Source organism: Aeromicrobium sp. (genome assembly GCF_047607065.1).
GTDB lineage: Bacteria > Actinomycetota > Actinomycetes > Propionibacteriales > Nocardioidaceae > Aeromicrobium.
On sequence record NZ_JASGDU010000052.1, the window covers coordinates 1 to 22536 of the forward strand.

Below are 22536 nucleotides of genomic sequence, written 5' to 3' on the forward strand. Positions count from 1 at the left end.
GGCGGCGCGGGCGGCGGCGCGGCCCGCCGCGTCGCACGAGGCACGGCGACGACCGCATCGATAGGCATGGGGGCCGCCGGACCCGGCCGGGGGACGGCACTAGAGTCCGGTCCGTTCGGTCCCCATCCCTGTGGCCAGGGGGGTAGGTGCGAGAAGACCTCGACGGACTCCTCCGGCGACGGCGCGACGGGGATCTCCGTCAGGAGCGCTGCGGCAGCGGCGGCGCTCGCTGGCCGGTCGCCGGGATCGGTCGCCACGAGGCAGGTGAGCAGTGGCGCGAAGGGGCCGGGCGGCACGTCGATCAGTCCGTGATGACCGGGGCGCACCGCAGTGAGCATCTCGATCAGGACGACTCCGGCGGAGTACAGATCCTGGCGCGGGTCGGGGTCGGCAACCGTGAAGGCCTCGGGCGCGGCGTAACCGGGCGTATGCACGACCTCCCAGGCACGGGTGAGGCGAGGCTCGTCGAGCACTGCGGCGATCCCGAAGTCGGACAGCCGCAGCACGGGTGGTCCGGTGCCGGTGGCCTCCAGCAGCAGATTGGCCGGCTTGACGTCGCGGTGAACGAGTCCGGCGTCATGCACCGCTTGCAGCGCGGCGAAGAGCTGCAAGCCGACCGCGCGTACCCAGTCGTGCGGCAGCGGACCGTGGTCGGCGATCACCTGGGCGACCGATCCGCCGTCGATGATCGGCATCGCGAACAACACGGTGTCGTCCTCGGCCGACCATCCCGTCGGGGCGACGACATGGGCATGCTCGACGCGGGTCGAGGACTCGCGCACGAAGCGCAGGAGTGAGGCGCTGTCGGCCTGGCGCTGAAGTTTGGCGGCACGGTACACACACTCGCGCCGGTCCCAGACGCGCCAGACGTCGCCCATGCCTCCCCGCCCCAGGAGGTCCACGAACTCGTAGCGACCGGCGAACACCTGACCCACCCGTTCAGCCTAATGTCCCGCCACCGATAGCGACCCGTCCCCTGCGTGCTCGTCCCCTACCAGAGGCCGCCTCTGACGCGAGTCCGACCTCGGCTCGGCGTCCGGACACGCCCTGTCCTAGACTCAATCGGCAGCCCTGACGCTCCTGAGGAGATCGATTCGTGAGCACCCCCTTGCGCAAAGTCCTGATCGCCAACCGTGGCGAGATCGCCGTCCGCGTGATCCGTGCGGCCAAGGACGCCGGCATCAGCAGCGTGGCCGTCTACGCCGAACCCGACCGCGACGCGCTCTTCGTCCGCCTCGCCGACGAGGCCTACTCGCTGGAGGGTGCCACCCCGGCCGACTCCTACCTGTCGATCGAGAAGATCATCGCCGTCGCCCGCCAGAGCGGCGCCGACAGCGTCCACCCCGGCTACGGCTTCCTGGCCGAGAACGCCGAGTTCGCCCAGGCCGTCATCGACGCCGGGCTGATCTGGATCGGCCCCTCGCCGGAGGCCATCGACGGCCTCGGCGACAAGGCCAAGGCCAAGCAGATCGCCCTCGCCGCCGGCGCGCCGCTCGCGCCGGGCCTCAAGGACGCAGTCTCCGGTGCCGACGAGATCGTCGCCTTCGCCACCGAGCACGGCCTGCCGGTCGCCATCAAGGCGGTCTTCGGCGGCGGCGGACGCGGCCTCAAGGTCGCCCGCACGCTCGAGGAGATCCCCGAGTTGTACGACTCGGCCGTCCGCGAGGCGGTCACCGCCTTCGGCCGCGGCGAGTGTCTCGTCGAGAAGTTCCTCGACAAGCCGCGCCACGTCGAAACACAATGTCTTGCCGACTCCCACGGCAACGTCGTGGTGGTCTCGACCCGCGACTGCTCACTGCAGCGCCGCCACCAGAAGCTCGTCGAGGAGGCGCCCGCGCCGTTCCTGACCGACGAGCAGCTCGAACGCCTCTACACCTCCTCGAAGGCGATCCTCAAGGAGGCCGGTTACGTCGGCGCCGGAACCTGCGAGTTCCTCGTGGCCCGCGACGGCACCATCAGCTTCCTCGAGGTCAACACCCGCCTGCAGGTCGAGCACTGCGTGTCCGAAGAGGTCACCGGCATCGATCTCGTCCGCGAGATGTTCCGCATCGCTGCCGGCGAGGAGCTGGGTTACGACGACCCGGAGATCATCGGCCACTCCATCGAGTTCCGCATCAACGCCGAGGACGGCGGCCGCGGCTTCCTGCCCGCACCCGGAACCCTGACCACGTGGGAGCCGCCGTCGGGTCCCGGCGTCCGCCTGGACTCGGGCTACGTCGAGGGCGAGACCATCCCGGGCGCGTTCGACTCCCTCGTCGCCAAGCTCATCGTCACCGGCCGCACTCGCGAGCAGGCCATCGAGCGCTCACGCCGCGCCCTGGACGAGTTCGTGGTCGACGGCATGCCGACGGTCATCCCGTTCCACCGCGACGTGCTCGACAACCCCGCCTACAACGCTTCCGAAGGCTCCTTCGACGTCTACACGACGTGGATCGAGACCGACTACGACAACCAGCTGGAGCCGTATGTCGCCACGCCGGCCACAGCGCTGGATGGAGGGCAAGACGAGCCGGCCGAGCGTGAGCGGGTCGTCGTCGAGGTGGGCGGCAAGCGCCTCGAGGTCGTGCTGCCCGGTTCGCTCGGTGTCAGTGCCGCCCCGGCGGCCGGCAAGAAGAAGGCCAAGCGCAAGGCCGGCGGCGGTGCGGGAGCAGCGGTCTCGGGCGACTCGCTGACCTCGCCGATGCAGGGCACCGTCGTCAAGCTCGCCGTCGAAGAGGGCCAGGAGGTCGCCGAGGGCGACCTGGTCGTCGTCATCGAGGCGATGAAGATGGAACAGCCGATCAACGCCCACAAGGCCGGCATCGTGACCGGCCTGGCCGCCGAGGTGGGTGCCACCATCGGTGCCGGCGCCGTCATCGCCGACCTCAAGGACGCCTGAGCGTTCATTCGCGTCACCCACGGAGAAGGCCCCGACCACAGCTGCTGCGGTCGGGGCCTTCTCCGTGTTCACCCGTGTCTTCTCTCAGGAGATCGGCGAACCCACCGTGTAGTAGGACTTCTGCACTGCAGGTAACTGCTCGATCGGCGGAACACTGCCTCCTCCGAGTCGAACCAAAGCCTCGTAAGAGGAGACGTGCTGAATCGTGCGGCCGTTTCCTCGGTAAACCTCCGGTAACCCAGAGAACTGGATGAAGGAATTCGCTGCGAGTTCGGGAGCACCCACAGGGAAGGCCGCAACCACCGAAGCGCTCCAACTCAATATCCTCGGGTCGCCATCCGCCGCGAGTTCAACTAAACGCGACCACGATCGGACATGGTGCATTTGTCCCTGCTCGATCAGGTACACAGCTGAATTTGAGGTGGACTTAACGAAGAAGGGTGGCTCCAAGGTCTCGGCTGCGGTATCAAAAGCAGGGCACGCCTCGTCCGAGACTTTCACGGGCGTGAGGCCCGACGTACCCCAACTCTCGATCTTGAAAGTTTTGCCGTCGCCGACAAGATAGTCGCTACTGCCACAACTGAAAGCAGGACCAAGAGACCCTGACGCTTTCGGATTTCCTGTCAACAACCCGTCCCCCACCGTTACGAGGCGACTCGACCCCATGTCGCGAGCAAGAGCAAAGGAGGGAATGTGCACGAGCTCATTGTCATTGACGCTGAGATATACCGACGGCGACGATTGCTCCTTGACCAAGACCGACGGCTCCAGCAGCGCAGGACCCACGGAATATCGCGCCGCATTACCAGCGGACATGCGAGCGACCGATGTCGATGTTCCACGCACCTGAACCCAAGCGGCATACGTGGTGATATGTCGCCGAGTCCAACCATCCATGAGATAGAGGGCATTTCCGGATTCCACGGCGAAGATAGAACCCACTTCTTCACCAGTCGTGAATCTATCAAGTTGCTCGGTAGTCAGTGGCAAGTAAGAGTCAACTTGGTATCCGTATTTGCCGACGAGATCAATCGTCGGAAAACGGTGTTTCGTGCCGTCCGCATGCAGCAGGTACAAAGTCTGGGTCTGCTGATCGCGCGCATAACGCGTCGCCGAAGGTCCAGTGGGATAACTAGAAAGAACACTGGCGTCAATTGTTTGGATAGTTCCAAACCGGGAAGCTAGAACGGCAAATTCACTACCGTCGACAACATGGTGCTTATTGCCATTGGCCAGGAGATACACTTTGTCGTCATTTGGTGCCTTGACAAAACCCACGGAACCGGTCAATATCGCCGCTTCGACCTGGTCCCGCAGGCCGCCGGAGGCGTTGAGCCAGTTGAAAACCTGCTGGCCCGGACAGGCCGTTGCCTTGACGCTGCGGTGCCCGTCGATCCGCTGGATCGTCACGCCGCCGATGGAGTACGAACCCTTCGCCGGCACGTTGAACAGCGAGTGACGCCAGGCAATGAGTTGCACGAGGGAGTTCTTCATCGCGTCCGGGGGCACCTCGCTGGTGAATTCGCCCATGAGCGAAACCCCAGTCGTATTGGCGTTGACCGCCGTATTGCCCGCGTGCGCACCGTAGGGGGTATTGGTAATGCCACCCGCACGGCCCTCGAAGATCTGGCCGTAGCGGTCGATGAGGAAGTTGTAGCCGATGTCGCACCAGCCTTGGCCGTCCATGTGATAGGCCTGGATCGACTTGACGATGCCCGCCGACTGCGCGGCGGTGTAACTGTTGCTGCCGGCGGTGTGGTGCACGATCGTGCCGGTGAAGGTGCCATTCGCGGGAGCCGAGCCACAGCCGCTTCCTCCGTACGCCTGCGCACCCCATTGGCTGCGCATGATGATGGAGGGCTGGGACACCGACGCGGCCGGCGTGAGCGTCGGCGTCTCGCCAGGATCGACGGTGACGAGGGTCAAACCCTTCGGTTCGATGTCATCGGCGGCCACCACCCGCGCCTGTGCGGCGTCGGACGGACCGACCCACTTCGGGGCGGTGCCGGGGACCCCGCCCTCGACCTCGCCGTCCTCGGGGTCGAGCAGCGTCCACGGTGACCACGTGCCGTCTTGACGCCAGCGCACCTGCACCTCGGCCACCCCCGCAGGAACCCCGTCGGTCCAGGTGACGCCGAGCAACTCGAATCCGGGCAGGTCGTGCGGCTCGAGTTCGGCGACGATCGTGCCGTTCTGGATCGTCGGGGTGACCGGGTCGACCGAGACCACGGCCGCAGCATCGTCGGGGGTGTAGGCGGGACGCTCTTCGTCGGGGATGACCGGGAATTTCTGCTTCTCCACGTCGGCGGGCGCAACCTCGGTGTCGACCTCGTTGTCTGAACGGACGGAGACCACCACAGCCGTCAGCAGTCCACTGATGAGCACTGCCGCGAAGGCCACGAACGCCAGGCGCAGCCCGAGGCTGCGGCGTGAGCGGACTCGCAGCGAACGCAGATGTCGACTAAACATGCATCTCTCCCCATCCGGGCGGCACAGTCGAAGGAAGCTTCACCACCCTGGTTGATTAGACAACATGCAGCGGACCCCTGTCACATCGCGCCGCGAGAAGCCGGACCCCTCACTCCTCGCGGTGGATGCGGCGCGCGACCTCGGCGACCGTGCCCGACAACGACGGGTAGACGGTGAAGGCGTTGGCGACCTGATCGACCGTGAGATGACTCGTGACCGCCAGCGAGACGACGTGAATCAACTCGCTGGCCCGCGGGCCGACGATGACGCCGCCGAGCACCGTGCCGCTGCCGCGCCGGGCGAACAACTTGACGAAACCGTCGCGCACGCCCTGCATCTTCGCCCGTGGATTGGCTGCGAGTGGAAGCATCGCCACGTCGGCGGCGACGCCCTGTTCCTCGATGGCCTTCTGCGACAGCCCCACGGTGGCGATCTCCGGCGAGGTGAAGATGTTGCTGGAAACCTGCGAAAGGTCGAGCGGATGCACCGCCGAGCCGAGGATGTGGGACATGGCGATGCGTCCCTGCTGCGCCGCCACGGATGCGAGCATGAACACGCCCGTGCAGTCGCCGGCGGCATAGATACCCGGAGCCGTCGTGCGTGAGACCCGGTCGACCTCGATGAACCCGCCGTCGTCGAGGCTCACCCCCTGCCCGGCCAGCCCGAGGCCCTCGGTGTTCGGAATGGACCCCAGGGCGAGCAGGCAGTGTGATCCGGAGACGACCCGGCCGCCGGTCAGCGTGACCCGGACGGTATCGCCGTCGCGCTCCACCGAGGCCATGCGCGAGTTCCCGAGCACCTCCATTCCCCGGCGGCGGAAGACGTCCTCGATGGTGTCGGCAGCGTCGGCGTCCTCGCCGGGCAGCACGCGGTCACGGCTGGAGACGAGCGTGACCCGCACGCCTAGGCCGTTGTAGGCGCTGGCGAACTCCGCGCCGGTCACGCCGGAACCGACGACGATCAGGTGCTCGGGCAGTTCGGTGAGGCCGTAGATCTGCTCCCAGGTGAGGATGCGCTCGCCGTCGGGCCGGGCCGAGTCGACGACTCGGGGATGGGCACCGGTGGCGACCAGCACGGCGTCGGCGACGATCCGTTCGGAGTCATGCCCGCCGGGGGCGGTGACCTCGACGGTCGTGGCATCGACGAGGCGGCCGGCACCCCGCAGGATGCGCACGCCGCTGGAGGCCAGCCGTTCGCCGATGTCGGCCGACTGCGCTGCGGCCAGATCGAGGACGCGCCGGTTGATCCGGGCGAGGTCGGCGTGGACCCCCGAAGGCAACTCGACGCCGAGTTCGCGCGATTCGTCGACCTCGGTGAGAACGTCGGCCGTCGCGATGAGGGTCTTGCTCGGCACGCAGTCGGTCAGCACGGTCGAACCGCCCCAACCGTCGCGCTCGACGATGGTCACGCTCGCGCCGTAACGCGCAGCAACGAGCGCCGCCTCGTAACCGCCGGGGCCGCCGCCGATGATCGCCACATGAGGAGTAGGAGGAGTCACCCTCGCATTGTGGCGCACCGCCGGGCCGCCGGACCGAGGCATCCGACGAAAGTCCGGTGCGTCATGTCTGTCGTAGGGTGGGCCGGTGAACCCCTACGACCACGCCCGGCGCGCCGCCGACGCCCTGCGCGAACGCACCGGAGGAACCGACCACGACATCGCCGTCGTCATGGGATCGGGCTGGATGCCGGCCGCCGACGCCCTCGGCACCCCGGAGTTCGAGGTCCCGCTCGCCGATCTGCCGGGCTTCAGCGCCCCGGCCGTCGCCGGCCACGGCGGAACCGTCCGCTCGCTGCGTCTCGGCGAACGCCGCGTGCTGGTCTTCCTCGGGCGCACCCACTACTACGAGGGGAAGGGCGTCGAGGCGGTCGTCCACGGCGTGCGCACCGCCGCCGCCGCCGGGGTCGGCACCCTCGTCCTGACCAACGGCTGCGGCGGCCTGGTGCCCGAATGGGTGCCCGGCTCCCCCGTGCTCATCAGCGACCACATCAACCTGACGGCCGCCTCGCCGCTGGTCGGGGCGAGGTTCGTCGACCTCACGGAGGTCTACTCCCGGCGTCTGCGCGACCTCGTCCGGTCCGTCGATCCGACGCTGCCCGAGGGCGTCTACGCCCAGGTCACCGGACCGCACTACGAGACGCCCGCCGAGATCGGCATGATCCGCGCCATCGGCGGCCACCTCGTCGGCATGTCGACCGCGCTGGAGGCCATCGCCGCGCGCGAGGCGGGCCTGGAGGTCCTGGGCATCTCCCTGGTCACCAACCATGCTGCGGGCACCACCGGCGAACCGCTCAATCACGACGAGGTGCTGGAGGCCGGGCAGCTGGCCGCCACCCGCATGGGCGGCCTGCTCGGCGACATCCTGCCGCGGATGTGACGAGGAGCGCGACGATGACCGATCCCGACCTGCTGGCCCGCGCCGAGGCCTGGCTGGCGCAGGACCCCGATCCCCGGACCCGTGACGAGCTGCACGCGCTGCTGGACGCGGGAGACGACGCGGCCCTCGCCGAACGCTTCTCCGGCCGGCTCCAGTTCGGTACCGCCGGGCTGCGCGGCGAGCTGGGGCCCGGGCCGATGCGCATGAACCGCGTCGTCGTGGCCCAGGCGGCCGCCGGCCTGGCCGCCTACCTGCTGGCGCGCGAGACCAGTCCCCGTGTCGTCATCGGCTACGACGCCCGCCACAACTCCGACGTCTTCGCGCGCGACACCGCCGAGATCCTGACCGGTGCCGGGGTCCGTGCGGTGCTGCTGCCCGAACCGCTCCCCACGCCCGTCCTCGCCTTCGCCATCGGCCACCTGGAAGCGAGCGCGGGGGTCATGGTCACGGCCTCGCACAACCCCCCGCGCGACAACGGCTACAAGGTGTATCTGGGCGACACCAGCCAGATCGTCCCGCCCGCCGACACCGAGATATCCCAGGCCATCGACCGGGCCGGCCGGGTCGACGAACTGCCGCGCGGCACCGGCTACGAGGTCGCCGGCGAGGAGGTGGCTGCCGCCTATGTGACCGCCGCCGCAGCCACCGTGCCGAGCGACCCGCAGCGCCCGCCGGTGACGGCGGTCTACACGCCGATCCACGGCGTCGGCCGCGCGACCCTCGAACGCGCGGTCGCCGAAGCCGGTTTCGCCCCGGTCGTGACCGTGCCCGAGCAGGCCGACCCCGACCCAGACTTCCCCACCGTCGCCTTCCCGAACCCCGAGGAACCGGGCGCGATGGACCTCGCGCTGGCCCTGGCCGACGATGTTGCCGCAGATCTGGTCATCGCCAACGATCCCGACGCCGACCGATGCGCCGTCGCCGTCCCTACCGACGGCAGCTGGCGCATGCTGACCGGTGACGAAGTGGGCGCACTCCTCGGCGATCTGCTGCTGCGGCGCGGTGTGAGCGGCACCTACGCCGCCTCCGTGGTCTCCTCCGGCCTGCTCGGCCGCCAGGCCGCCGCCTGCGGCCGCGCCTGGCGCCAGACGCTCACCGGGTTCAAATGGATCGGCAAGATCGACGACCTCGCCTACGGCTACGAGGAGGCGCTCGGCTACTGCGTCTCGCCGCACCTGACCCGTGACAAGGACGGCATCACCGCAGCGCTCGCGGTCATCGCGCTCGCCGGCGACCTGCGCGCCGAGGGCCGCACCGTGCTGGACCGGCTCGACGACATCCACCGCGAGCACGGCGTCCACCTGACCGGGCAGGTGTCGGTGCGCGTCGACGATCCGGCCGTGATCGCGCGGGCCATGAACGTCCTGCGCACCGCCCCGCCGGCTTCTCTCGGCGCGCTGGAGGTCACCGCCGTCGACGACCTCGCCGACGGCTACGCCGGGCTGCCGCCCACCGACGGGATCCGGCTCGGCTTGGCCGGCGGCGCACGGGTGATCTGCCGCCCGTCGGGCACCGAGCCGAAACTCAAGTGCTACGTCGAGGTGGTCGAGTCGGCCGGTGACGACCTGGCTGCGGCTCGTGAGCGAGCGGCGGCGCACCTGGCCGCGATCCGCACCGACCTGCGAGCCGCCCTCGGTTTCTGAGAGGTGCGCAGATAGGAGGAACCCGGTCATTGAGGTGCGGAGCGAGGAACGAGCGGAGCCGGGTCCTGAGGTGCGAGGAGCTTGCGACGAGCCTCGAAGGGCGAAGCCTGCCGTGGGCGGGTCCCTTCGAGGCTCGCAAGCTCGCACCTCAGGGACCGGCAGGCGGCACACAACCCGAATAAATCAGCACTTCCCTGAGCCGAACCGGTCAGGGCAGCGTCAGGACGACCTTGCCCGTGGCTCGGCGCGACTCCAGCTCCAGCAGCGCCTGCGCCGCCGATTCCAGCGGGAAGGTCGGACCCACGACGGGCGCGATCACGCCCGAGGCCAGGTGCGGTGCCATCGCCTGCCACTGGGCACCGATGGAACCGGGCCGCTTGAGGCAGTAGGCACCCCAGCCGACGCCGACCACGCTGACGTTGTTGAGCAGCAGCCGGTTGGCCTGGACCGTCGGGATCTCGCCCGCAGCGAAGCCGATCACCAGCAGCCGGCCGTCGTCGGCCAGGCAGCGCAGGGAGTCGGTGAAGCGGTCCTTGCCGGGCTGGCTTCCGGGCGGGTTGCCGACCGGATCGACCACGATGTCGATGCCGTCGAGTTCCGGATCGTCCATGACTGCGGCCTTGAAGTCGTCGGAGGGGACCCAGGCGTCTGCGCCTGCGGCGACGGCGAGTTCGCCTTTGTCCGGCGAAGACACGACCGCCACGACCCGGCCCGCGCCGAAGGCCTTCGCCACCTGGATCGAGGCGGTGCCGATGCCGCCCGCAGCCCCGTGGACGAGTACCGACTCGCCAGGGGCCAGGCCGCCGCGCTCGACCAGGGCGAAGTAGGCCGTACCGTAGTTGAAGATGTAGGAGGCGCCGACCTCGAAGGAGACGTCGCCCGGCAGCGGGAAGGTCAGCGTCGGATCGGCGACCACCTGCTCGGCGAAACCGCCCAGCAGCGGGAGCGCGGCCACCCGGTCGCCGGCGGCGAACCCGCTGCCCTCAGGGGCCGAGACGACGACGCCGGCGACCTCGGCCCCCGGCACGAAGGGCAGCGGCGGCTTCAGCTGGTACCGGCCGCGGGTCTGCAGCAGTTCGGGGAATGCCACACCCGCGGCCTTGACATCGATCAGGACGCGCCCGGTCGCGTCGGGGGTCTCGATGTCGACGAGTTCGACGGCCTCGGGACCGTCGAGGCTGGTGATCTGGATCGCACGCATGGCCCCACCCTAGAGAACCGGTGATGTACCTAACGCGGTCAGTACGAGGAGGTGTCGCTGGCACCCGTGCCAGGTCCGCCGGCCTCGCGCGCGGCGGCATCGTCGAGGATCGTCGCCGTCGCACTGGTGCCGAAACGGCTCACCCCGACCTCGCGCATCGCCAGCAGCGTGTCGAGGTCGCGCACCCCGCCGGAGGCCTTCACCTGGACCCGTGGCCCGACGCTCGCGCGCATCAGCCTGAGGTGGTCGACGGTGGCTCCTCCCCCGGCGAAGCCCGTCGAGGTCTTGACGAAGGCCGCCCCGGCGCGCTCGGCGGCCTGCGAACCGGCCGCGATCTGCTCCTCGTCCAGCAGCGCCGTCTCGAGGATGACCTTGACGACGTGGCCGGCGGCGGCCTCGACCACGGCGGCGATATCGGCCTCGACGTCGCCGATGAGGCCCGACCGGAGCCGACCGATGTTGAGCACCATGTCGAACTCGACCGCCCCGTCGGCCAGCGCCTGTACGGTCTCGGCGGCCTTGGCCTGCGTCGTGGTGGTGCCGTGCGGGAAGCCGATCACGGTGCCGACCGCGACCCCGCTGCCGGACAGCCGCCGCACCGCGTGAGCCACGTCGCTCGGGCGCACGCAGACGCTGAAAATGCCGTACCGGGCCGCCATGTCGAGGTCCGCGTCGACCTCGGCCCGCGTCAGGTCGGGCTTGAGGATGGCATGGTCGATGAGCGCGGCGATCTCGGCGGCCGTCACGATGGGGTCGGCGGTCTCAGGCATACCGCCATCCTAGGCGCGCGGCGGTGCGGTCAGCCGAGGGCCGCGTAGCCGGGCTTGATGACGTCCTCGATCAGGGCGAGGCGCTGGTCGAACGGCAAGAAGGCGCTCTTCATCGCGTTGATCGTGAACCACCGCAGATCATCCACCCCGTAGCCGAAGGCGTCGGCGAGCAGGCCCATCTCCTTACTCAACGAGGTGTTACTCATCAGCCGGTTGTCGCAGTTGATCGTCACCCGAAAGCCCAGGTCGGCCAGCGGGCTGATGGGGTGGTCGGCGAGGGAGGTCATGCCGGGCACGGCCCCGGTCTGCAAGTTCGAGGACGGGCACATCTCCAAAGGGATGCGGCAGTCCCGCAGATAGGAGGCCAACCGCCCGAGCCGCGGGCCGCCGGGGGCGTCGAAATCGATGTCGTCGACGATGCGCACGCCGTGACCCAGCCGGTCGGCACCACAGCGCTGCACCGCCTGCCAGATCGACGGCAGCCCGAAGGCCTCGCCCGCGTGAATCGTGAAGCGGGCGTTCTCGCGGCGCAGATACTCGAAAGCCTCCAGGTGCAGGATCGGCGGGAAACCGTCCTCGGCACCGGCGATGTCGAAACCGGCCACGCCCTGATCGCGGTACCGCACGACGAGTTCGGCGATCTCGACGCCCCGGTCGGCGTGCCGCATCGCGGTCAGCAGCTGGCCGACGACGATCTTGCGTCCCTCCGCGCGCGCCTCGGCCCGGCCCTCGGCGATGCCGGAGCGCACCGCCTCGACGGTCTGCGCCAGCGTCAACCCGCCGCGCACATGCTGCTCGGGTGCCCAGCGCAACTCGGCGTAGACCACGCCGTCACGGGCGAGGTCGAGCACGGCCTCGCGTGCGACGCGGGCGAGGTCTTCGGGACGCTGCATGACCGCGACGGTGTGCTCGAAGGTCTCCAGATACTGCGGCAGCGACCCGGACGACGCCGCCTCGGCGAACCAGGCGGCGAGCGCCTCGGCACCCTGCGCCGGCAGGTCGTGGCCGATCTCGGCGGCGATCTCGGCCACCGTCGAGGGACGCAGGCCGCCGTCGAGGTGCTCGTGCAGCGCCACCTTGGGCGCTGCGGCGATCTGCTCCGGCGTGGCCGGTGTGCCGCCGCCGCGCCGGGTCGCGCCGGTACCGCTCATGCCCGGCCGCCTTCCATCAGGAGCACCACCGTCTCGGCGACGCACGCCGGGCGGTCCTCGCCGCGAATCTCGACGGTGTGCCGCAGTGTGGCCCGCTGGCCCTTCTCGATGTCCTCGACCCGCAGCAGGTCGATGGTCACGCGAACCTTCGAGCGCACGCGGACCGGAGTGATGAAACGCACCGCGTTCAGCCCGTAGTTGACCCGGGCCACATGGCCCGCGAAGGCGTAGACCTGGGCGCCCAGGAAAGGCAGCAGCGACAAGGTCAGATAGCCGTGGGCGATGATCGTGCCGAACGGTCCTTCGGCCGCCCGCTCGGCGTCGATGTGGATCCACTGCCGGTCCCCGGTAGCGTCGGCGAACAGGTCGATGCGGTCCTGCGTGATCGTCAGCCACTCGCTCGATCCGAGTCGCGTGCCCGCTGCGGCGGCGATTTCGGCGGCGTCGTTGAACACCTTCATCAGTCACATCCGGGGTAGTTCCTCATGGCGCTTCGACCCTAACCGAGATTCAGTCCACCCGAGCCAAGACGACCGACTCGGGCGCCTCGGGCGCGTCGCCGCCGATCTCGAAGGCCCCGTCCAGCGCCTCCATAGCCCGCGCGAACCGCTCCGGGGTGTCGGTGTGCAACTCGATGAGCGGCTGTCCGGCGCGGACCTGCTCGCCGGGCTTCGCGTGCAGGACGACCCCCGCAGCCGCCTGCACCTGCTCCCCCGGCCCAGAGCGGCCCGCACCGAGACGCCAGGCGGCGACCCCCACCGCGAGCGCGTCCAGCCGGGTCAGCACCCCGTCTCCGGGCGCGGTGAGCACGTGGGTCTCTCGCGGTGTCGGCAGGGGCGCATCAGGGTCGCCTCCTTGGGCGGCGATCATGCGACGCCACACGTCCATCGCGCGGCCGTCGGCGAGCGCATCGGCCGGGTCCACATCGCCGCGCCCAGCCGCCGTCACCATCTCCCGCGCCAGCGCGAGGGTCAGGTCGACCACATCACGCGGACCGCCGCCGGCCAGCACCTCGACGGACTCGGCCACCTCGACGGCGTTGCCGGCCGTCCGCCCGAGCGGCGTGGACATGTCGGTCAGCAGCGCCACGGTCGAGACGCCCGCGTCGGTGCCGAGCGCCACCATCGTCTCGGCCAGTTCGCGCGCCTGATCGAGATGCTTCATAAAGGCACCGCTGCCGACCTTGACGTCCAGGACCAGCGCCCCGGTGCCCTCGGCGATCTTCTTGCTCATAATCGAACTGGCGATGAGCGGGATCGCCTCGACGGTCCCGGTCACGTCGCGCAGGGCGTAGAGCTTCTTGTCGGCCGGGGCCAGGCCGCTGCCGGCCGCGCAGATCACGGCACCGACGTCCTCCAGCTGCGCGACCACGCGCTCGTTCGTCAGGTCGGCGCGCCATCCGGGGATGGATTCGAGTTTGTCGAGCGTGCCGCCGGTGTGACCGAGGCCCCGGCCCGACAGTTGCGGGACGGCGACGCCGCAGGCGGCCACGAGCGGGGCCAGCGGCAGGGTGATCTTGTCGCCGACACCGCCCGTGGAGTGCTTGTCGGCGGTCGGCCGGCTCAGGCCGGAAAAATCCATGCGTTCGCCCGAGGCGATCATGGCGGCGGTCCAGCGCGCGATCTCGGCGCGGTCCATGCCGTTGAGCAGGATCGCCATAGCGAGCGCGGACATCTGCTCGGGCGCGACCACGCCCCGCGTGAACGCATCGACGACCCAGTCGATCCGCGCATCGTCCAGCCGATGCCCGTCGCGCTTGGCCGCGATGACCTCGACGGCATCGAACGGTTCAGTCATGTCGCTCCCCCAAGTCACAGACCAGGCTCGCATAGCCGCGCAGGACCCAGGTGGGGCGGCGCGGGGACTCGACCAGCTCGATGCGGCCGAAGTGCTCCAGCAGCACGCGCAGGCTGATACCCAGTTCCAGCCGGGCCAGCGGCGCGCCGAGGCAGAAGTGACGGCCCAGGCCGAAGCCCACGTGCGGGTTCGGGTCGCGGGCCACGTCGAAGGCGTCGGCCCGCTCGAACACTGCCTCGTCGCGGTTGGCCGAACCCATGAGGCAGGCCACCTTCTGCCCGGCCCGCACCGGGGTCCCCACGATCTCGGCGTCGCCTGTGGCCGTGCGCTCGAACAGCTGCAGCGGCGCGTCGTAGCGGATCAGCTCCTCCAGCGCCGTGGGCACATCCACCGCGCCGGAGCGGACGCGCGCCTCCTGGTCCGGATGCGCCAGCAACGCCACCAGCCCGTTGCCGAAGGTGTTGACCGAGGCTTCGTGACCGGCGTTGAGCAGTAGGACGACCGTCGCCACCAGCTCTTCGTCGGACAGTTTCTCCCCCTCGTCGCGCGCGGCGATGAGATCAGTGACCAGATCGTCGCCCGGACGGCCGCGCCGCTCGTCGATGACTGCGCGGACGTAGTCGGCGAAGGCCGTGCTCGCCTCGACTGCGGCCTGCTTGGTGGCCTCGTCGACGGACGGCTCGTACATATGCACGATGGCCTGCGACCACTCCCGCAGCGACACGTGATCCTCGCGCGGGAAACCCAGCAGGTCGGCGATGACGAACACCGGCAGCGGCTCGGCGAAGTCGGCCAGCAGATCGGCCCGCGGCCCGAGCCGGCCGGCCATCTCGGCGGCCAGCGACTCGATTCGCGGCCGCATCCGTTCGACGTGGCCGCGCCCGAACGCCCCGGCCAGCAGCCGCCGCATCCGGGTGTGCTCCGGCGGCTCGTTCTCCATGAGCTGATTGCGGTGCAGCGTGTTGAACGGCTCCATACGGCCGGTCGGCTCGTGGTCGACCCAGATCCGCCCGAAGGCGCGATGGCGCAGCACCGCGCTGACCGCGCCGTGCGTGGTGGCCAGCCAGCGGCCGCTCGGGGAGTGCCACAGCAACTCGCCGGCGGCCCTCAGTTCGGCCAGCGCCGGATACGGGTCGGCGACGAAGGCCGGATCGGTCAGGTCGAGATCGGTAGTCACCACCCCGGCTTCTCCAGGTCAGTGACGTCGAAGGCGTCGGGCAGCACCTCGCTCATGGGCTTGATGCCCGAGGCGGTCTGCAACTGCAAATCCGGCCCGCCGTTCTCCCACAGCAGCTGGCGGCACCGGCCGCACGGCATGAGCGGGCGACCCTGTGCATCCACGCAGGCCACGGCGATCAGCCGTCCGCCGCCGGTGGCGTGGAGAGCCGAGACCATGCCGCACTCGGCGCATAGGGCCACCCCGTAGGCGGCATTCTCGACATTGCAGCCCAGGACCACCCGGCCGTCATCGACCAGGCCCGCGACGCCGACCTTGTAGCCGGAATAGGGCGCATAGGCGCGCGCCATGACCTCAGTGGCATACCGGGTCAGCGCCTCCCAGTCGACCGGCTCCCCTGCGCCTCGGATACCCAGTCCGGTCGAACCCAGATCCACCACTACCCCGCCCCTCCTCGTCGATAGGGTTTGCCGTCGGCTGCGGGCATACGGAGCCGCTGCGAGGCGACAGCGAGCACGAATAGCGTCACCACATACGGGGTCATGCCCGTGAACGACGCGTCGACCGAGTCCGAGGCGAAGTACCAGACGAAGGCTCCCAGCGAGATCGCCCCGACCACCAGGGCCGCCACCGGTTCGCCTCCGCGCACCTTGAGGACGGCGTACACCGCCAGGCCGATGGCCACGAGCAGCAGCAGCGCATGGACGATGGCACCGCTGCTCGACAGCAGCGCGATGCCGTCGGTGTAGCCGAACATGAGCGATCCGGTGAGCACGCCGCCAGGACGCCAGTTGCCGAAGATCATCGACGCCAGGCCGATGTAGCCCCGTCCGCCGGTCTGCCCGACCGTGAACGACGACGAGGCGACCATCGTCAGATAAGCACCGCCCAACCCGGCGAACGCACCCGAGACGAGCACGGCGATGTACTTGTAGCGATAGACGTTCACGCCGAGCGTCTCGGCCGCCTGCGGATTCTCGCCGCACGAACGCAGCCGCAGGCCGAACGCGGTGTGCCACAACGCCCAGGCGGTGAGGCCGACGAGCACGAACACGAGGACCGTCAGCAGCGAGACCCGCGTCGTCAGGCCCGCGACCGCCCCGGCGAGGTCGGACACCACGAACCAGTGCCGCCCGGCGAGCCAGTTCGCACCGTCGGCCACGAACGGCACGGTGAAGTCCGGCGGTGTCGCATAGCCTGAGAGGTTACGCGGACCTCCGCCGGTCAGACCGTTGAAGGTCGTCTTGGCGAGGAAGCCGACCGCTCCCAATCCGATGATGTTGACGGCGACGCCGGAGATGATGTGATCGACGCCGAAGGTGACCGTGGCGACCGCGTGCAGCAACCCGCCGATCAGTCCCATGACCGCCGCGCCGAGCACTCCCGCGAACGGCCCGTAGTGGTAGGCGAAGAAGGCCGCGCCCCAGGTGCCGAGCAGCATCTGGCCCTCCAGCCCGATGTTGACCACGCCGGCCCGTTCGGCCCACAGCCCGCCGAGACCGGCCAGCAGGATCGGGCAGGCACCGATGAGCGCGGCGCGCAGCGTGCCCGGCGCGGTGAGGGCGTCCGCGCCGGTGTAGAGGCGCACGATCGACACCGTCACCAGGGCGGCCAGCACCGCCAGCCACCACGTCGAACGGAAGGTGCGCGCGCGAATGACCGCCGCACTGGGGTTCACCGCGCTCATGCCGCCACCGCCTCGGAAAAACGCACGCTAGGCGATGCCGGCATGAGAAGACACCTCTCACTCGCTCGCTGACGCTCGCTCATGCCGCCACCGCCTCGGACTCGGCGGCGAGCTGTCGCGACACCCGTTCGGCCTCGGCCTTGGCCCGCCGTCGTCCAATGACCTCATAGGCCACGACCACGGCGAGCACGACGATGCCCTGGGTGATGTCGATGACGTCCTTGGCTATCCCGGCCGACTGCAGGGCGTTGGACTGCCCGGATAGGTAGGCGAACAGGATCGCGCCGAAGAAGATGCCCAGGGTGCGATTGCGGCCCAGCAGCGCGACCGCCAGACCGAGGAAGCCCAGTCCCGCCTGGAAGTTCTCCGGCGGGCCGAAGGTGTGTACCGAACCGAAGTAGGCCGGCATCCACACCAGGCCCGCCACGGCCCCGGACAGCGCCATAGCGACCAGGGTCATGCGGCGCACGTTCACACCGCTGGCCGCGGCGGCGGTCGCCGACTCACCGGTGACCCGCAACTCGAAGCCGAAGCGGGTGCGCGACAGGGCGAACCAGTAGCCGAGGCCGATGATGATCGCCAAACTCGACAGCGCCCACACGTCGCCGGGCGCGTCGGGGAAGATCTTGAAGCCGAGCGGCTGGCTGTCTGGCGGCAGCTTCTCGGTCGTGTAGGTGTAGCCGCTCTCCTTGCCGTACTTCGTCACGAGATAACCGGCCGTCGTCACGGCGATGTAGTTGAGCATGATCGCGCTGATGACCTCGCTGACCCCGCGGAACACCTTGAGCAGGCCCGCGATGGAGGCGTACGCGGCTCCGGCCGCAGCAGCGACGATCAGCGTCGCCACGATGTTGAGCGGCCCGGGTATCACGCCGCTGCCGGCGAAGAACGCCCCCGCACACGAGCCGACGATGTACTGGCCCTCCACCCCGATGTTGAACAGGCCCATGCGAAAGCCGATGGCCGCCGCAAACGCCGCGATGGACAGCATCGCCGACTGGTTGATGATGGTCAGCCGCACCCGCTCGTTGGGCAGGGAGACCATCGTGCTGAGGAAGTCGCCGGCCGATCCGCCCGACAGCGCGATGACCACGCTGGTGACCAGCATTGCGCCGACGACGGCGACCAGCGGCGGCACCAGCGCCCCCCATACCAGGTCAAGGACTTTCCGCTTCATGCCGCCACCGCCGCTCGGTCATTGAGGTGCGAACGAGGAACGAGAGAGCCTCGAAGGGAGCCATCGGTGGGCTTCGAGGCTCGTCGCTGCGCTCCTCGCACCTCAGCCAGCGTGTGTCTCTTCATGCTGCCTCGCCTCCGCCGGTCATGGCCTCGCCGAGGTCGCTCGCGGTAACCCGTGCCGGATCGCAACGTGCCGTGAGCCGCCCGCGCAAGATGACCTCCAAGCGGTCCGACAGGCCGATCAACTCGTCGAGGTCGGCCGAGATCAGCAACACCCCGAGGCCCTCGCGCCGGGCGGCACGAATGTGGTCCCAGATTGCCGCCTGGGCACCGACATCGACGCCGCGGGTCGGGTGCGAGGCGATCAGCAGCTGCGGCGCACCGCTCATCTCGCGGCCGACGATGAACTTCTGCTGGTTGCCGCCCGACAGCGCCCGTGCCGAGGTCTCCACGCCGGGGGTGCGCACGTCGAACTCCTCCACGATCCGGCGGGCGTCCGCGCGCGCTCCGGCCCGGCTGATGAGGCCGCGCCTGACCGCCGGTGCCGAGGTCTGATGCCCGAGGATGCGGTTCTCCCACAGCGGGTAGTCGAGGACGCAGCCGTGCCGGTGCCGGTCCTCGGGGATGAAGCCGACGCCCAGGTCGCGCACCGCTCGCGTGCTGAGGCCGGTGATGTCGTCGTCACCGAGGTGGATCGACCCGGCGCGCGCCCGCACCATACCCATGACCACCTCCACCAGTTCGGACTGGCCGTTGCCCTCTACCCCGGCGATGCCGACGACTTCGCCGGCATGCACGGTCAAGGAGACCTCGTGCAGCACGTCGCGGCCGGTGTCGTCGGCCAACGTGACCCCGGTCAACCGCAGCACGGGCCGGTCGGTCACGGTCGACTCTGACGTCTCCGGCGACGGCAACTCACTACCGACCATGAGTTCGGCCAGCGCGCGCTTGGTGGCCGTGGCCGGATCGGCAGTGCCGACCGTCGTGCCGCGACGCATCACCGTGATGTCATCGGCGATCTGCAGCACCTCGTCGAGTTTGTGTGAGATGAACAGGACCGAGCAGCCCTGGCCGACGAGTTCGCGCAGGTTGGCGAACAGCGCGTCGACTTCCTGCGGCACGAGCACCGCAGTCGGCTCGTCAAGGATGATGAGGCGAGCACCACGGTAGAGGACTTTGAGGATCTCGACGCGCTGACGGTCGGCGACGCCGAGCCGCTCGACCAGCGCGTCGGGGTCCAGGCCGAAGCCGAAGCGCTCGGAGATCGCGCGGATCTCACGGCGGGCCGCCTCGCCGATGCCGTGCCGCTTCTCGGCACCGAGGACGATGTTCTCGGCGACGGTGAGGTTGTCGGCGAGCATGAAGTGCTGGAACACCATGCCGATGCCGGCCGCGATGGCATCGGTCGGCGAAGAGAAGGTCACCGGCACCCCGTCGACGAGGATCTCGCCGTCGTCGGCCGACTGCACGCCGTAGAGGATCTTCATCAGCGTGGACTTGCCCGCGCCGTTCTCCCCGATCAGCGCGTGGACGCTCTGCGGGCGGATGTCCAAGGACACTTCGTGGTTGGCGATCACGCCGGGGAATCGTTTGCCGATGCCGCGCGCTTCGACGTGCATACTCGTCACCGACACATCCTCTCCTCCGTGGAGTCTCTCGCAGATCGGGGGCAGGGACGCGCAGGCCGGTCCCTGAGGTACGGGTGCGCCTCGAAGGGACCCATACGAGTCCCTTCGAGGCACACCCCAGGAGCCGAGGCCCCTGTGACGACCGAACTACTCGACCGTGTCGGGGACCTTGATGTCACCGGCGATGATCTGCGCCTTGAAGTCCTCCAGCTGCGCGATCGTGTCGGGCGTCAGGAAGTCGCCCGACGTCGAGTAGCCGACACCCTCGTCGGCCAGGGTGAAGGTGGTGAAGCCCTGGTCCGGCTCCCCATTGACCGCCGACTTGATGAACTCGTACGTCGCGGTGTCGACCCGCTTGAGCATCGAGGTGAGGATGTGCGGGGCCTGCTCCGGACCGGCGGTGAGGAACTGGTCGGAGTCGACGCCGATGGCCCACTTGTCGGCCGCGACCGCCGCGTCGAACACGCCCGTACCCGACGCGCCCGCCGCATGGAACACGATGTCGGCACCGTCGGCGTACTGCGCCTCAGCGGCCGCCTGACCGCCGGCGGGGTCCTGGAAGCCCTTGGTGTCCTTCTCCTCGATGTACTTCGTGAGGACGGTGATGTCGGGGTTGACCGCCTCGGCACCGGCGCGGTAGCCGGCCTCGAACTTCTGAATCAGCGTGTTGTTGACACCGCCGACGAAGCCGATGGTGCCGGTCTCGGACTGCAGGGCCGCGGCCGCGCCGACGAGGAAGGAACCCTCCTGCTCGGCGAAGCCGAGGTAGGCGACGTTGCAGTTGACGTCGTCCTCGGTCGGGTCGAAGCCGTCGATCACCGCGAAGGCGACGTTCGGGTACTCGGGGGCCACCGTGTCGACGGCCGCGCTGTAGGCGAAACCGACGCCGACGATGGTGTTGTAGCCCTGGTCGGCGAAGTTGCGCAGGCGCTCCTCGCGGACGTCCTCGGACTCGTCCTGGGCGGCCTCGCCTTCGGTGAACTCCACGCCGAACTCGGTCGTGGCCTTCTCCAGACCAGCGTAGGCCGAATCGTTGAAGGACTGGTCGCCACGGCCTCCGACATCGTAGGCGAGGCCGACCTTGGCGTCGCCCTCGATCTGGACCGGCTCGCACTCGGCAGCCTTGTCGTCGTCGGTGTCCTTGTCGGCGGCGGTGCCGCACGCGGACAGGATGAGTCCGCACGTCGCAATGGCGACGCCGTACGTCGAGAATCGGCGCACTGTTCCTCCTCGGGTGTGTCGGCACGGCGGTCTGCCGGCCTCCGCCCGACTCTAGGCCAGCGCGGGACCGATCGCCCACGATGTAACCGACTTGTCACCCAGCGAGCGCGGCCGCCGCCAAAACCCGCGCGGCGACGGCGATGGCGCGTTCGTCGACACGCAGGTTGCCCTGGTGGAGGTCATACGTCGGACCGCCCGGAGTGCGCGTCCCGAGGCGTCCCATCGCGCCGGGCACGGCCTCGACATACCAGGCGAAGTCCTCCCCGCCGAGGCTCTGCGCGGTGCTCGCCACTGCTCCCGGCCCGAGCATGCGCGTGACGGCCTGACGCAATGCCTCGGTCGCCGCGAAGTCGTTGACGACCGGAGGCACGCCGCGCACGTAGATCACCTCGGCGCTGACACCGAACGGCCGCACGATGTCGGCGATCAACTCGCGCACCAACTTCTCGGCCCGGTGCCAGGCGTCGGCCTCCAACGTACGCAGGGTCCCGGTCATCTCGCCGACGGCGGGGATGACATTGGGCGCGTGACCGGCGGCGAGCTGCCCCCACACCATCGAAACACCGGCCCGCGGATCGAAGCGCCGCGAGAGTGCCGCCGGCACCTGGGTGATGAGGCTGCCGAGCGCATAGGTGAGGTCCTCGGTCAGATGCGGCCGGGAGGTGTGGCCGCCGCGGCCGGTCAGGCGGACGGTGACCTGGTCGGAGGCTCCGGTGATGGGTCCCTCGCGCAGGCCCACCTGGCCGACATCGAGGGAAGGGTCGCAGTGCAGGGCGAAGATGCGCGAGACCCCCTTGAGCACCCCGAGCGACAGCATTTTCAGGGCACCACCGGGCATGACCTCCTCAGCGGGCTGAAAGACGAACCGGACCCGCACCGGCAGCGGCGTGACGCGGTGCGCCTCGGCCAGCGCGGTGGCCGCGCCGAGCAGCCCGGAGATGTGGACGTCGTGCCCGCAGGCGTGGGCGACCCCGGCGACGGTGGAGCGCCAGCTGTCCCCGGTGGTGTCGGGGATGGGCAGGGCGTCCAGGTCGCCGCGCAGGGCGACGAGGGGGCCGTCAGAGCGCCCGACCTCGGCCACCAGGCCGGTGGAACCGGGCCACCGCTCGTGGTCGATGCCGCGCTTGTCCAGCCATTGCGCCACCACGTCGGTCGTGCGTTCCTCGTCCCACGACAACTCCGGGTGCGCATGGATGTCGCGGCGCAGGTCGATGAGGTCGGGGGTGATCTCGTCGACCGTGCGGTTCACGACATCGAGAGCGGGCATCGCCCCAGAATACGCCGACTCCGCACCCCGCCGTGACGCAATCCGAGGGCCGAGAGACTCGCGCGAGAGCCTGCTTCCCAGATACGAGAACCC

Annotated in this window: 18 protein-coding genes; 3 read left to right on the top strand and 15 right to left on the bottom strand. The window is 69.4% G+C overall.

The genetic code is table 11. The features are described from left to right. Positions 1-935 (bottom strand): serine/threonine-protein kinase (locus QM597_RS08390; protein WP_415004425.1); only part of this gene is annotated, 935 nt, incomplete at its 3' end. A 173-nt stretch (positions 936-1108) separates the two neighbouring features. On the opposite strand from QM597_RS08390, the gene QM597_RS08395 reads away from it, so the two are divergent. Beyond that, positions 1109-2878, top strand: a complete 1770-nt coding sequence (locus tag QM597_RS08395) for an acetyl/propionyl/methylcrotonyl-CoA carboxylase subunit alpha (RefSeq protein WP_415004466.1) — start codon at positions 1109-1111, stop codon at positions 2876-2878. Between the two features lie 84 nt (positions 2879-2962). Here the strand turns inward: QM597_RS08395 and QM597_RS08400 are convergent, their stop codons facing one another. After that, entirely contained in the window at positions 2963-5347 is a 2385-nt protein-coding gene (locus tag QM597_RS08400; protein WP_415004426.1) for a peptidoglycan recognition protein, read from the bottom strand. Positions 5348-5456: 109 nt separating this feature from the next. Next, positions 5457-6845: an NAD(P)H-quinone dehydrogenase gene (locus QM597_RS08405; protein WP_415004427.1), complete on the bottom strand. Its 1389-nt coding sequence runs from the start codon at positions 6843-6845 to the stop codon at positions 5457-5459. An 85-nt stretch (positions 6846-6930) separates the two neighbouring features. On the opposite strand from QM597_RS08405, the gene QM597_RS08410 reads away from it, so the two are divergent. Then, the gene (locus QM597_RS08410) at positions 6931-7722 is read left to right on the top strand and encodes a purine-nucleoside phosphorylase (RefSeq protein ID WP_415004428.1); all 792 of its coding nucleotides are present in this window, start codon (positions 6931-6933) and stop codon (positions 7720-7722) included. A 14-nt stretch (positions 7723-7736) separates the two neighbouring features. Further along, positions 7737-9365 carry a phospho-sugar mutase gene (locus QM597_RS08415; RefSeq protein ID WP_415004429.1) on the top strand — a complete coding sequence of 543 codons (1629 nt, stop codon included), beginning with the start codon at positions 7737-7739 and terminating at the stop codon, positions 9363-9365. A 208-nt stretch (positions 9366-9573) separates the two neighbouring features. On the opposite strand, the gene QM597_RS08420 is transcribed toward QM597_RS08415, so the two are convergent. The 12 genes from QM597_RS08420 to QM597_RS08475 all read right to left on the bottom strand — a co-directional run bounded on the left by QM597_RS08420 (position 9574) and on the right by QM597_RS08475 (position 22443). Next, complete coding sequence (locus tag QM597_RS08420) at positions 9574-10566, bottom strand: NADPH:quinone oxidoreductase family protein (protein ID WP_415004430.1); 993 nt, start codon at positions 10564-10566, stop codon at positions 9574-9576. A gap of 38 nt (positions 10567-10604) precedes the next feature. Then, positions 10605-11336, bottom strand: a complete 732-nt coding sequence (gene deoC / locus QM597_RS08425; protein WP_415004431.1) for a deoxyribose-phosphate aldolase — start codon at positions 11334-11336, stop codon at positions 10605-10607. Between the two features lie 29 nt (positions 11337-11365). Further along, positions 11366-12487, bottom strand: coding sequence for an adenosine deaminase (locus QM597_RS08430; protein ID WP_415004432.1), 1122 nt, complete (start codon positions 12485-12487; stop codon positions 11366-11368). Further along, positions 12484-12948: a MaoC family dehydratase gene (locus QM597_RS08435; protein WP_415004433.1), complete on the bottom strand. Its 465-nt coding sequence runs from the start codon at positions 12946-12948 to the stop codon at positions 12484-12486. The genes QM597_RS08430 and QM597_RS08435 overlap by 4 nt, the downstream gene beginning before the upstream one ends. Positions 12949-12997: 49 nt before the next feature. Then, positions 12998-14284, bottom strand: a complete 1287-nt coding sequence (locus tag QM597_RS08440) for a thymidine phosphorylase (RefSeq protein WP_415004434.1) — start codon at positions 14282-14284, stop codon at positions 12998-13000. Continuing rightward, complete coding sequence (locus QM597_RS08445; protein WP_415004435.1) at positions 14277-15461, bottom strand: cytochrome P450; 1185 nt, start codon at positions 15459-15461, stop codon at positions 14277-14279. The genes QM597_RS08440 and QM597_RS08445 overlap by 8 nt, the downstream gene beginning before the upstream one ends. Further along, the gene (locus QM597_RS08450) at positions 15458-15892 is read right to left on the bottom strand and encodes a cytidine deaminase (protein ID WP_415004467.1); all 435 of its coding nucleotides are present in this window, start codon (positions 15890-15892) and stop codon (positions 15458-15460) included. Before QM597_RS08450 ends, QM597_RS08445 begins: the two co-directional genes overlap by 4 nt. 8 nt (positions 15893-15900) lie before the next feature. Then, a complete protein-coding gene (locus QM597_RS08455; RefSeq protein WP_415004436.1) occupies positions 15901-17148 on the bottom strand; it encodes an ABC transporter permease in 1248 nt (415 codons plus the stop codon). A gap of 79 nt (positions 17149-17227) precedes the next feature. After that, complete coding sequence (locus QM597_RS08460) at positions 17228-18325, bottom strand: ABC transporter permease (protein ID WP_415004437.1); 1098 nt, start codon at positions 18323-18325, stop codon at positions 17228-17230. A gap of 121 nt (positions 18326-18446) precedes the next feature. Further along, the gene (locus tag QM597_RS08465) at positions 18447-19946 is read right to left on the bottom strand and encodes an ABC transporter ATP-binding protein (protein WP_415004468.1); all 1500 of its coding nucleotides are present in this window, start codon (positions 19944-19946) and stop codon (positions 18447-18449) included. Between the two features lie 156 nt (positions 19947-20102). Further along, complete coding sequence (locus QM597_RS08470) at positions 20103-21176, bottom strand: BMP family lipoprotein (RefSeq protein WP_415004438.1); 1074 nt, start codon at positions 21174-21176, stop codon at positions 20103-20105. 94 nt (positions 21177-21270) lie between these two features. Continuing rightward, complete coding sequence (locus QM597_RS08475; protein ID WP_415004439.1) at positions 21271-22443, bottom strand: amidohydrolase; 1173 nt, start codon at positions 22441-22443, stop codon at positions 21271-21273. Between the last annotated feature and the right edge of the window lie 93 nt (positions 22444-22536).